A 12,301-nucleotide genomic window follows, 5' to 3' on the forward strand; every position below is an offset into this window, starting at 1 on the left:
GGTGACACGGCTGATCGTCTTACAGCCGCGTCGCATGATCGATCAGCGTCGATCAGTGGCCTTCCAGCGCCGCATCGGCGGTGCCCATATAGGCTTCCATCACCTGCGGGTTCTTCGACACTTCTTCGTACGGGCCTTCGGCAAGGATCTGGCCGCGCTGCAGCACCGTGATCTTGTCGGCGATGGACGAGACCACGTTCATGTTGTGTTCGACCATCAGAATGGTGCGGCCCTGTGCGACGCGCTTGATCAGCTCCGTCACGCGGTCCACATCTTCGTGGCCCATGCCCTGCGTGGGCTCGTCGAGCAGCATCAGCTCGGGCTCCATCGCCAGCGTGGTGGCAATCTCCAGCGCGCGCTTGCGGCCGTACGGCAGCTCCACCGTCACGGTGTGCGCGAACTGCGTCAGCCCCACCTGTTCGAGCAGCTCCATCGCGCGGTCATTCAAGACATTGAGCGATTGCTCGCTTTGCCAGAACGCGTATGCCGTACCGAGTTGGCGCTGCAGTCCAACGCGAACGTTTTCCATCACCGTCAGATGCGGAAACACGGCGGAGATCTGGAACGAGCGAATCACGCCGCGCCGCGCAATCTGCGCCGGCTTTTCCGCGGTGATATCGACGCCGTTGAACAGAATGGTGCCGCGCGTGGGCACCAGGAATTTGGTCAGCAGGTTGAAGCAGGTCGTCTTGCCGGCGCCGTTCGGGCCGATGAGCGCGTGGATCGACCCGCGCTGCACACGCAGGTTGACGTCGGACACGGCGGTAAAGCCTTTGAAGGCCTTGGTCAGTCCGCGCGTTTCGAGAATGATGTCCTGCGCCATGATTCCCTCTGGTCTCCCGCCGTTTTCTTATGTAGCGGATGATTGTCAACGGCTGTTGCGTTGCAAAACATCGGGGTTTTTACCGAGAGGATGACAACGCCCTTACCGCCCGGAAACCCGCACCGGTATTGGTTTTTCGGCGCACCAAGAAGGGGTTACGTAGAGTTACGTATGGGGGTGATGCGGATTGCGTATCGATATGACGCGGGGTTGTGTCAGGGCCGTGTCAATGCCTCGACCACATTCCCTCGCGTGACTCCCGAAATCACGGGAAATCCCTTTCTCACAGGGTTCCGCACCTTTGCGCGTTATCCCGTGAATGCTTCTGGACAATCCGGCATCAACATAATTTGACAGCGATCGATGCTGAGTTCCGGGGATGATTTAAAGCGCCGTTTAACTGAACGTAGTTGTTCAATTCGCAGTATTCAGACAGCGCTTTCATGCCGAATCAACCCAATCCCCCAGTGGTTCCTGAGCCCCCACCTCCGGTCTTTGCTTTTCCCTTCCGCGCCAAAGATGGCAAAGCCCTCGTCGACGAACACACCGTCTACGAATGGCTCAGCAGCGAAAGCACTGGCAATTTTGCCGTCAGCAGCTCGGGCATGTGGCACGGCGGCATTCACGTCTCCGCGAACGGCGCGGGGCAACATCTTGATCTAGTACACGGCGTGCGCTGCATCGCAGCGGGCGAAATCATCGCTTACCGCATGAACCGCACGCCGCTCATCAGCGAGATCGCAGCGGGAGACGATCAGCCCGGCACGACTCTGACCGGCCACTACAGTTCGGCCTTCACCCTTGTACGGCACACGCTGGAATATCCGGCGGGCAATCGGCTTGCATTCTTCAGCCTGTACATGCACCTGCAAAGCGTTGCTGAGTACGAGCAAATGGGCGTGCAACCTCCAACCTATTGGGCACGCGCCTATGAAGTCACCGAGCATGCTGCGGACAAGCCCAAAGCCAGTGCAAACACCCCTATCCCAGACGAACACATCGGCCTGAACATCCACACGGAACCGGGAAGCCTTACGATGCTGGGCATCCTGCCCCGTGGCGCGCAAGTGCGTATTGGAGAAACGCGCAAGAAAGGGCTCTGGGGAAAAATTGAAGCCATCGAGTCCGGCACCATCCTGCCGCCCGAAGTGGCAAGCTATGTCCGCGAAGGTGCCGACGAAGGATGGGTATTCCTCGGCAAGGAGTACGGGCACCAACTGCTCAAGCCCATCATCTCCCAAGCGCAAAGCGATGAAGTCATCGTGCCCGCCACACCCATCCGCATCAACGCGAATGACCTGATCGGCCACCTGGGGCAATACTGGCTGCAGGATCACCCCGGCCAGGAACACAGGATGGTCCATATCGAAGTGTTCTGTGGAAGCGATCTGCCCGATTTCCTGGCAAAGACTCGCGCAGCCGCCAAGGACATCATCGATCTAAGCAAACTCCCCCTGCTGCACATCGATAAGGGCGTCAAGCTCTTCCAGGTTAAGAAGACGGACGGTCAGGGCCACACTATTTACGAAGAAGGCGCCGACGCTCCGCAAACAGCTGTCGTTCAAATCTACAGCCAAGCCGCGCTCGATGCGTTTCCCGCTGAACACAAGGGGCCGAAAGACAATGGCCCAGGCCCTGGCCAACCATGGTGGTTCGTGACCAGTGCAAACAGCCGCCACGAAGACATCAGCGGTTGGGTCCGCAACCGGCAGATGCCACCCAACGGTGGCGTCACGCGCGAATCGCCGCACGCGTGGATCGACTTCGAAACCGTCATCGGTGACGACGGGGGCAACCCCACCATGTGCCGCACCGTAGACGGCTATCTGGATTACGCGCTGAACGAAGACAAACCGGCGACGGGCGACATCCACAATCTCAAGCCGCTGGCCTGCAACTTCTACCGCGCGCTATCGCCCATGCGCAACGAAGCACGGGCCGCGGATGAACTGCGCGCACTGAAGGCTAACAAATGGCTGCAGCTCCGGGCGTCACGGTTGATGCCGAAGCACCGCAGTGAATGGGCCAGCCAGAGCGAGTACGAAAGCTTCTTCGAGAGGGTGCTCACTCGCATTGACGAGGAGCCGTATCACAAGGCGGAAGTCGAGCGGCTCAAGAAACTCGTGTGGTGGAATGAAGTGAAGAACGCTGTAAAGGGACCGTTTCCGGACAGTCCGGAGGTCTTTCATATCCACCCGATTGCTCTGGCGGGGAATTTCCAAAATCCAGGTAGCACGGATGATTGCGAGTGCGGGTGCTGCTTAGAAAATAAGTTCAAGGTGACACGTTGGAATGGGCAGGTAGTCCACTATGGCCCTCTGTATAGAGGCGGTTTGTCATTGAAAAATTCACCTGCCATGCAACGGTTCCTTGATAGCGGCCAAATGACAGTCCGGGAATATCGCGTACTTTCCGCTATGTCCCAAAACGAAGGGAATATTGATGATGTCCAAGCATACGACAGCGAGATATTTACCGCGGGAGCCTGTCAAAAGACCGTTAATCCAACGGGTTCAGGTGAATTTCCGATTCAAGTTGCTCAGTTCAGAACTGACAACGAGGAAGCATACCAACGTCTCTTTGCACGGTGTGGTTGGACGGTTGAAACGAACGGAAGTACAAAAATGTACTACCAAGATCCGGAAATCACTTCTGGCGAGAAAATAACTGGTAGCCAACTACATGCGAAATTGCGGGAGGGTTGCAATGCAGCCACATTCGGTCAAAGCATTAGACAAAAGCCGCTAGCCGTTATTGCACACGCAATAGTGGATGACGCATTTCAGGAAAAGCAGGTGAAGGACTTTGTGGTTCGTCTGCGGCTGGTACGCACGCTCATCCCTGTTGGCTATACCCATTCAATTGCCGACTATTTTTTAAGCGATCTTGGCCATGCGACTGCACTCGATCAGCACGTCAATCGTCCCAACAATGTCGTGAGAGACGTCGGGAGAGCATTGGACAATTTCTTTCACACGCATCCATCCGTGCCAAGAAACCCCTCAACGTGGGGGGCATCTCATGCAGCATACGAGTCAGAGATACTTGCCTTCTACGGGGAAAACAGAAGTATGAATGACCGTCACCCTAGATTCGCGCACCTAAGGAATCAATTGTCATGAAAAACGTCCGTTTATTAGGAATAAAAAATCCTGCCATTATATTTGCGTCGTCATTCCTTCTTTTTTCAGGCGCACCCGATATAGCCCTAGGATCGCAAACGACCCTTCCCGGTGGTCAATCAATCGAACTGAATGACCCTTTAAATGGCGATATAAAATCCCGCTTTGGGAATGGCTGGTCTAGCGCATTTTTTGTAGCCAGGGATGGTCATCGACTTCGGTTGTTTTCCGATGAAAAATTGACCAAGAACGGCGGGATCGTATTCGAAGATTTTGACCAAAGAGGCGTGTCTGCCAGTGGGCGCTATGTTGTTTTACCGTTAGTCCGGCAAGGAACACTAGAGATCGCAGGAAAAAAACCACATATCGAGGGAAGGGAGTATTGCCCGACGATCGAAACGACAACAGGGTGCATTCTCTCCATGCCGACAGGAGAAATATGCGGCGGAGAATGGTCGCCCAAAGGAGACAAATGGCTGGTTGGAAATGTCGATCGCACAAATGAAATGACAGAAAAAACCACTCCGAGTGCGGATGAACTATGGAGGAATTTTTCCAATTCTACCGTCCGCCTAAATCTCCGAGATGTCATCATTAGCAACATGGGAGTGTCTAATCTGGTGGCATGCGACCCCCCAAAAGATACCAATCGCCACAGTTACTTGGCGATTGCACGGCAGCTTGAAGATGAGAAAATGGTTTCTGAGGCCGCATACATCAAATCCAAATTTTCCGTGCATGCAGAAGAACCCGGCGTGATTGACACGCGACTCAGGGTTAACAAAAATCGAGCATGGCTTTACGACTCCCCTAATCCTAAAACAAAGACAAAAATGTATCTAATTAAAGGAGATTTCGTTACGGTAGTAAACCGATCTCAAACTGGGTGGCTTGAAGTAGATTATTTGAAAAGTAATGGCCAAGTTGTACGAAAGTGGATTAACGAGAAGAGTGTCGGGTCTCCAGATGAAACGAATTCATCACCCTGACTGGCCCGTCAAATCAGGGCCACCCCAAGACGCGTCACGCCCGCGCCTTGCGCGCAGCCCGAATCATCTCCCCCGCCTTCTCCGCAATCATGATCGTCGGCGAGTTGGTGTTGCCCGAAGTGATGGTCGGCATGACAGACGCATCCACCACGCGCAGGCCCTCGATGCCGTGCACGCGCAACTGCGCGTCGACCACCGCGTTTGCATCATCTGCACGCCCCATGCGGCACGTGCCGACCGGATGGAAAATGGTCGTGCCGATTTCACCGGCCGCGCGGGCGAGGTCTTCGTCAGTCTGATAGTTCGCGCCAGGCAGGTATTCCTCTGGCTTGTACTTGGCCAATGCAGGCTGCGCAAAGATGCGGCGCGTGAGGCGCAGGGAATCGGCCGCCACCTTGCGGTCTTCGTCTGTGGACAAGTAGTTGGGCGCGATGGTCGGCGCGGCAAATGGATCGGCCGAGGTGACATGCACCGTGCCGCGCGAAGTCGGCCGCAGATTGCACACGCTCGCCGTGAACGCATTGAACGCGTGCAGCGGATCACCAAACTTATCGAGCGAGAGCGGCTGCACGTGGTACTCCACATCCGGCCGCGACACTTGCGGATTCGAGCGCGCGAACACGCCCAACTGCGACGGCGCCATGCTCATCGGTCCGCTCTGGTTGAACGCGTATTGCATGCCGATGAGCGCCTTGCCCCACCAGTTGGCAGCGCGCGTATTGAGCGTCGGCACACCATTCACCTTCACCACGCTGCGCAACTGCAGATGGTCCTGCAGGTTCTCGCCCACGCCCGGTAGCGCCTGGCGCACCGGAATGCCCAGTGCCTGCAGGCGCTCCGGCTGGCCGATGCCCGCCAGCTCCAGCAGTTGCGGCGAGTTGATTGCGCCCGCCGAGAGAATCACCTCCTCACGCGCGGCCACCGTGTGGTCCTGACCGCCTCCGCGATACGTCACGCCCGTACAGCGCTTACCGTCAAACGTCAGCGCACGCACCTGCGCCCCGGTGATGATGGTCAGATTCGGCCGTTGCGATGCCGGGCGCAGAAAGCCCTTGGCCGTGTTCCAGCGGATGCCGCGTTTCTGGTTGACCTCGAAATAGCCGACGCCGAAGTTATCCCCACGGTTGAAATCGCTCGTGCGCGGGATGCCCGCCTGCACTGCCGCTTCGATGAAGGTTTCCAGCACCTGCCAGTGCAGGCGTTGTGGCTCCACGCGCCACTCGCCGTTCGCGCCGTGCCATTCGTTGGCACCGGCGTGGTGGTTTTCGCTCGCCTTAAAGAGCGGCAGCACGGCATCCCACTTCCACGAGTCATCCCCGGTGATGGTGGCCCAGCCGTCGTAGTCTTCGCGCTGGCCGCGCATGTAGATCATGCCGTTAATCGACGAGCACCCACCGAGCACGCGGCCACGCGGGTAGCCGAGCGAGCGGCCGTTCAGCCCCGGTTCTTCACGCGTGCGATAGAGCCAGTCGGTGCGCGGGTTGCCAATGCAATACAGATAGCCGACGGGGATATGGATCCAGTGGTAGTCGTCCTTGCCGCCGGCTTCCAGCAACAGCACGGAGACGTCGGGGTCTTGCGTCAGGCGGTTGGCGAGGACGCAGCCCGCGGAGCCTGCGCCGATGATGATGTAGTCGTAGGTTTCCATGTCTCCGTGCTTCTTTTCCTTGGTGTTATTGGTTTTTGTTCTTGTGGTTCAACCAATTCACTGCACATCAAATCCGCGAGGAAAGCCACTCCGTCATCTTCCCAAACACCTCGCTGCGCAGCGGTTCGGCTTCGTTAAAGATCTCGTGATAGCCGCTATCAAACCAGGCCAGCGTGCGCAAATCCTCCGGCGCATTCGCATAAAAATCCCGACTACCAGACGGGTCGACAATCGAATCCGCCCCACCCGCCATCAGCAGCATCGGCGCTTCCAGGCGCGGCGCATCCTGCTGCGCCTGCGTGATCGCGTTGAGCATGAACTCCAGCACCGACGCACTGATCGTGCTCTGCACCAGCGCATCCGCGCGATACGCAGCCGCAACACTCGGGTCATGCGACAGCTTGGAAGGATCCACAGGATTCGGCACCGGCAAACGCGGCGCCACGGCAGACAGAATGCCGCGCACAATCCCTGCCCCTGGCGGCAGCTTCACGCGCAGCGCGGGCGATGACAGCAGCACGCCGCGCACCGGCCGGATACGCGCTGTCGTGAATCGCGCGACGATCAGCCCGCCCATGCTGTGCCCGAGCACGAACGGCATCTCATGCCAGTCCGCGACGACAGCATCGACAATTTCTGCGAGGTCGGTGAGGTAGTTGTCTGGCGCATCGAGCGCCATGCGCGGGCCGCCGCTTTTGCCGTGGCCGCGCAGGTCGAAGGCGCGTACGCGCAAGCCCAGGTCGGTGAGCACCTTGGCGACATGGTGGTAACGCCCACTGTGCTCGGCCATGCCATGCACGAGGATGACGCTGCCGCGTGGCTCGCCGCTGTCGGCACCAATGCCGGGCGCGGGCAACCACGTGCGGACCAGCAATTCCGTGCCGTCCTTCATGCGCTGGCGGGTTTCCAGTGCTTGAACGGGTACGGCCTGGGCGGGGGCTTGCGTCATCGGCGTCTCCTCCTTGAATTGCCACAGATTGTGGCATAGACGCCGCCCGGGGCGCAGAGGCGATCAGGCGATGGCCTGAGGCGCTTGAAAGTCAGGCCGGGAGGTGCGGCCCAGCAGGCTTACCGCGCCGATGGAGGCGACCCATACATGGCGTAAGCCACGTTGGTCGATACGCGTGCCGACGTACGCGGTGGTTTCACTTGCGAGCGGCTAATGACGCCGGGTTGCAAGAGGGTCGCGGCAGGTGCGGTCGACACGGCCGGCTCCGCAGGCGCGGCGGCCATGACCGAGGCAGAGGCATCCTGCCAGATCGGGTCACGGGCGTTGTAGACGTAGAGCCGCTGCCCCTGGGCGGGCTCCATCAGGCTGCCGGGGTCGCGCGCCATGTGCGCGGTCACGATAAAGCGCTGCAAGGTGCCGCCATTCTCGTGCACGGTGACGACGATATCCGCCTCGGCATCGGCGAGCATCAGGCGCTCCAGGCGGAACGGCCCAGCGGGCACGATGGTGGAAGCAAGCGTGCGATCGCCCTGTCGCACTTCCACCCGCGCAGGGGCTTGCGCGTCGCCTTCCACGGCGCCCTCTACGGGCTGGGTCCGCTTGGTGCGCGCTGCGCCAGGCCAGGAGGCATCCGCCAACGCCACCCCCGGTTGTGCGGGCACCATGAGTTGCGCGATCAGTTGGTCCAGCGCATCGGCCTGGGTGGCTGTCTGCGCGGCCGCGTGACCGGCATGCGTGCCCGCGGCCACCGTGGCGGCGGACCACAGCAGCGTCTTGCACGACAACACGGACGAACGTGCGCGGCACGGCGATTGGGACAAACCAGCATCGATGGAAGTCATGGCAGGCAACCCGTAGGCAGAGGTTTTGTGGAGAGCCCAGGATTGTTGCAGCTATCGCCAGCCATGAAGATCAGAGCAATCTGATTACCGCCAGTCGCCTAGCTTGGCTTTGCGTGGCAGCAACCGGCTACATCTCCGGCCACGCCTTCGAGGATCGGACAGTCGGGCCGGTCATCCCCATGGCACGCATTGGCCAGCGACATCAGCGTGTCGCGCATGCCTTGCAACTCGCGGATGCGCGCGTCGAGATCGGCGACGTGACGCAGCGTAATGGCCTTCACGTCGGCGCTGGCGCGCTCGCGGTCGTTCCAGAGGGACAGCAGCGTGCGAATCTCTTCCAGCGCGAACCCCAGCGAGCGCGACCGGTGGATAAAGCGCAGCACGTGCACCGCGCGCGCGTCATACATGCGGTAGTTGCCCTCCGTGCGCGGGCTCGGCGGCAGCAGGCCGATGCTCTCGTAATAGCGAATCATCTTGGCCGATACACCACTGGCCTTCGCTGCCTCGCCGATATTGACCGGGCCTTGCGTCATGCTTGCTCTCCGGAAGCGCGCCAGCGGCGCAGCATCAGCGCATTGGTGACGACGCTCACGCTGGAGAACGCCATCGCCGCGCCGGCAAAGGTGGGATTCAGCAAACCGAATGCCGCCAGTGGAATGCCCACCACGTTGTAGATAAACGCCCAGAACAGGTTCTGCCGGATCTTGGCGACGGTGCGGCGCGAAAGGTCTAGCGCGTCGCTCACCAATCTGGGTTCTCCACGCATGAGCGTGATGCCGGCCGCCTGCATCGCCACGTCTGTGCCGGTGGCCATGGCGATGCCGACGTCAGCCGCAGCCAGCGCCGGTGCATCGTTGATGCCATCGCCCACCATCGCCACCACATGACCACCCTGCTGCCAGGCCGACACGCGTGCGGCCTTGTCTTGCGGCAACACCTGCGCGGCCACTTCATCGATACCGAGGGCCTCGGCCACGCTGTGCGCCGCACCCGCGTTGTCGCCCGTCACGAGTGCGGTGCGGATGCCGCGTCGGCGCAGTTCGGCCACCGCGTCCTTGGCGCCCGGCTTGAGCGCATCACCGAAGGCGATCAGCCCACGCAATTGCGTACCCCCCGCCCCACTCTGCGCGAGCCACGAGACCGTATTGCCCTGCCCCTCCAACGCCTGCGCGCGCGCCAACAATGCACTGCGATCAAGCCCCAGTTCGTCCATCCACCGTGCGTTGCCGAGCTGCAGCGATACGCCCTCCACCATGCCGCGCGTGCCGCGTCCGGCCAGCACTTCAGGAGCGTGCGCGGGTGTGATGGTGCGCCCTTGGGTAGCCGCGTATTCGCGCGTGGCGTGCGCCAGCGGGTGTGTGTTCTCGGCCTGCAGCGCGGCGAGTTGATCGAGCAGCGCATCAGCATCGACACCGGGCGCAGCCTCCACCGCCATCACGCGCGGCTGACCCACGGTGAGCGTGCCGGTCTTGTCGAAGACGACAAAATCCACCTGCTGCGCACGCTCCAGCGCCTGCGCATCGGCAATCAAGATGCCGCGCCGCGCACCGGCACCGGTGCCGGCCATGATCGCCGACGGTGTTGCCAACCCGAGTGCACACGGGCATGCAATCACCAGCACGGCCACCGCGTTGACGATAGCGGTTTCCCATTCCGCCCCAGCGATCGCCCAGCCGACGAGCGTCAGCAGTGCCGCCACCAGCACTGCCGGCACGAAGATCGCGCTCACCCGATCCACGAGTTGCTGGATGGGCGGCTTGGCAGCCTGGGCGTCTTCCACGAGCCGGATGATGCGCGAGAGCATCGTGTCCGCGCCGATGGCCGTGGTGCGCACCAGCAGCACGCCGTCGGTGGCGATGGCGCCGGCCGTCACGCGGTCACCTTCGCGCTTGGGCACGGGCAGGCTTTCGCCGGTGAGCATGGATTCATCGACGTGGCTGGCGCCTTCCAGCACGAGCGCATCCACGGGGATGCGCTCGCCAGCACGCACGGACACCACATCCCCAACACGAACGCGGGCGATGGGCGTATCGCGCAGCGTGCCATCCGCGGCACGCACGCGAGCGGTGTCCGGGCGCAGCGCCTGCAGCGCGCGGATGGCCTGGGCGGTCTGGCGCTTGGCGCGCACCTCCAGCCACTTGCCCAGGCGCACGAGCGTGATGACCACAGCCGCGCTCTCGAAGTACAGGTGCGGCGCATGGTGCATCCCCTCCGCCCCTGCGCGCCACCACAGCCACAATGACAGGCCATACGCCGCCGATGTACCCAGCGCGACCAGCAGATCCATATTGCCGGCGCCCGCACGCAGCGCCTTCCAGCCCGCCTTGTAGAAACGCGCCCCGATCACGAACTGCACCGGCGTTGCCAGCAGCCACTGGACCCATGCGGGCAGCATCCATTCGGCCCCAAACCAGCCGGCGATCATCGGCACCACCAGCGGCACAGACAACGCGGCGGCAATCCACACCGGCCCGGGCCCTTCCCAGAAATCGGGTTGCGCAGCTTCGGGGGTGGCAGTTTCATCGGAAGCGACGTGCGCCTCGTAGCCGGCGGCGGTGACGGCAGCGACCAGCGCTTCACCCGTCGCCCCGCCCTGCACCCGCGCGCGCTCCGTGGCCAGATTGACGCTGGCCTCCGTCACACCGGGTACGGCCCGCAAGGCACGTTCAACACGGCCAGCACAGGCCGCGCACGTCATTCCGCTGATGTCGAGATCAAGTGATGCGGCAGTCATGGAAGCATTCGTTCTGAAGAAGATGACGTCAGCGTAGACCTTCCCATCTTGGCAAGGTCAAGCGTTGATCTTACGCTTGCGCTTCCCACAGTGGGAAGGTTCATACTGCTGCGGTGATTCTCTCTTCCCTCTTCTCAGGAGCACACCATGACGACGTTTTCCGTTGAAGGCATGAGCTGCGGCCATTGCGTATCGGCTGTCACGCGCGCCGTGCAGCAAATCGACGCCACTGCCAATGTGCAGGTGGATCTATCCAAGCAAATCGTGGCGGTCACGACCGGCGCCCCCACCGATACCGTGAAGGCCGCCATCGAACAGGCCGGCTACCCGGTCAAGGCAGTCGCATAGGGCTTCACACGCACCAAAGAAAAAAGGCGTGCCGCAGTGGCACGCCTTTTTGCTTGCGCAAACGCAGCTTAGAAACGATAGCCGATGTTCAAGTAGGTCACGATCGGGTTGATCTTGATCTTCGCTTCGCTCTGGATGTGCACGCCGTTGATCAGCGTGGTGTCGATCTTGGCGGTGGTCTTCAGCGGCAGATACGACACCGACAGGCCAAGGAACCAGTCCTTGGTGATGGCATAGGTCGCGCCCACGTTCAGCACCGGGTTGAGCGAGCTGTCAGTCGAGACGGTGCTGGTGCTGCCCGGCGTGCCGCGGCCCAGGACTTGATTCTGGAACGCACTGTTGGTGATCTTCTCGTCGGAGAACCAGGTGTAGTTCAGGCCCGCACCCACGTACGGACGGAACTTGGTGTCGGCGCCGAAGAAGTACCACTTGGCCAGCACGGCCGGGCTCCATTGCTTGGCCGAACCAATTTCACCGTAGCTGGAAAACGAGCCCGTGCCTTCAATTTTGTGGCGCGGCGGAATACCACCGACCAGTTCCACGGCGATGTTGTCGGTGAAGAAGTGCATGAAGGCGAGACCAACGGTATCGGCTTCCTGGATCTTCGCACCGGTGTTCGGCACCGATTGATTGACGGGCGCGCCGCCAACGCTCTTGACGAACAGCGGGTCGCTCGAGCTGTTCGGCATCACGCGGAACCAGCCGAGGCTGACAACGTTGCTGCCGGCAGCCTGTGCATGCGCGGCGGTGGCAAGGATCATCCCGGCGGCAGCCGCCAGTGCTTTCTTATAGGCCATCTGTGTATGTGCTCCTGTGTCAGACGCATCCGAGTTAACCACGATTGGA

The 12,301-nt window shown here is 60.9% G+C and carries 10 protein-coding genes; 3 read left to right on the top strand and 7 right to left on the bottom strand.

What is annotated here, in order from left to right; all coding sequences use genetic code 11:
- Positions 1 to 52: 52 nt before the first annotated feature.
- Positions 53 to 823 (bottom strand): ABC transporter ATP-binding protein, encoded by a 771-nt coding sequence (locus ACS7SF_RS09020; protein WP_439892616.1) that lies wholly within the window; start codon positions 821 to 823, stop codon positions 53 to 55.
- Between the two features lie 443 nt (positions 824 to 1,266).
- On the opposite strand from ACS7SF_RS09020, the gene ACS7SF_RS09025 reads away from it, so the two are divergent.
- Positions 1,267 to 3,945 carry a hypothetical protein gene (locus tag ACS7SF_RS09025; protein ID WP_439892617.1) on the top strand — a complete coding sequence of 893 codons (2,679 nt, stop codon included), beginning with the start codon at positions 1,267 to 1,269 and terminating at the stop codon, positions 3,943 to 3,945.
- Complete coding sequence (locus ACS7SF_RS09030; protein ID WP_439892618.1) at positions 3,942 to 4,934, top strand: hypothetical protein; 993 nt, start codon at positions 3,942 to 3,944, stop codon at positions 4,932 to 4,934. Before ACS7SF_RS09025 ends, ACS7SF_RS09030 begins: the two co-directional genes overlap by 4 nt.
- A 34-nt stretch (positions 4,935 to 4,968) precedes the next feature.
- Here the strand turns inward: ACS7SF_RS09030 and ACS7SF_RS09035 are convergent, their stop codons facing one another.
- The 5 genes from ACS7SF_RS09035 to ACS7SF_RS09055 form a co-directional block, all read right to left on the bottom strand.
- Positions 4,969 to 6,582 (bottom strand): GMC family oxidoreductase, encoded by a 1,614-nt coding sequence (locus ACS7SF_RS09035; protein WP_439892619.1) that lies wholly within the window; start codon positions 6,580 to 6,582, stop codon positions 4,969 to 4,971.
- 67 nt (positions 6,583 to 6,649) lie between these two features.
- Positions 6,650 to 7,531 (bottom strand): alpha/beta hydrolase, encoded by an 882-nt coding sequence (locus tag ACS7SF_RS09040; RefSeq protein WP_439892620.1) that lies wholly within the window; start codon positions 7,529 to 7,531, stop codon positions 6,650 to 6,652.
- Between the two features lie 119 nt (positions 7,532 to 7,650).
- On the bottom strand, positions 7,651 to 8,373 hold the full coding sequence (locus ACS7SF_RS09045; protein ID WP_439892621.1) for a fimbria/pilus outer membrane usher protein: 723 nt from the start codon (positions 8,371 to 8,373) through the stop codon (positions 7,651 to 7,653).
- A gap of 98 nt (positions 8,374 to 8,471) precedes the next feature.
- Positions 8,472 to 8,906, bottom strand: coding sequence for a Cu(I)-responsive transcriptional regulator (gene cueR / locus ACS7SF_RS09050; RefSeq protein WP_439892622.1), 435 nt, complete (start codon positions 8,904 to 8,906; stop codon positions 8,472 to 8,474).
- The gene (locus ACS7SF_RS09055) at positions 8,903 to 11,107 is read right to left on the bottom strand and encodes a heavy metal translocating P-type ATPase (RefSeq protein ID WP_439892623.1); all 2,205 of its coding nucleotides are present in this window, start codon (positions 11,105 to 11,107) and stop codon (positions 8,903 to 8,905) included. Before ACS7SF_RS09055 ends, cueR begins: the two co-directional genes overlap by 4 nt.
- 147 nt (positions 11,108 to 11,254) lie before the next feature.
- Between ACS7SF_RS09055 and ACS7SF_RS09060 the strand changes: the two genes are divergently transcribed.
- Positions 11,255 to 11,455, top strand: a complete 201-nt coding sequence (locus ACS7SF_RS09060) for a heavy-metal-associated domain-containing protein (protein WP_439892624.1) — start codon at positions 11,255 to 11,257, stop codon at positions 11,453 to 11,455.
- Positions 11,456 to 11,523: 68 nt separating this feature from the next.
- On the opposite strand, the gene ACS7SF_RS09065 is transcribed toward ACS7SF_RS09060, so the two are convergent.
- Positions 11,524 to 12,252, bottom strand: a complete 729-nt coding sequence (locus tag ACS7SF_RS09065) for an OmpW/AlkL family protein (RefSeq protein WP_439892625.1) — start codon at positions 12,250 to 12,252, stop codon at positions 11,524 to 11,526.
- Positions 12,253 to 12,301: the final 49 nt, after the last annotated feature.

It is taken from the genome of Ralstonia sp. 25C (assembly GCF_051904805.1).
Classification (GTDB): Bacteria; Pseudomonadota; Gammaproteobacteria; order Burkholderiales; family Burkholderiaceae; genus Ralstonia.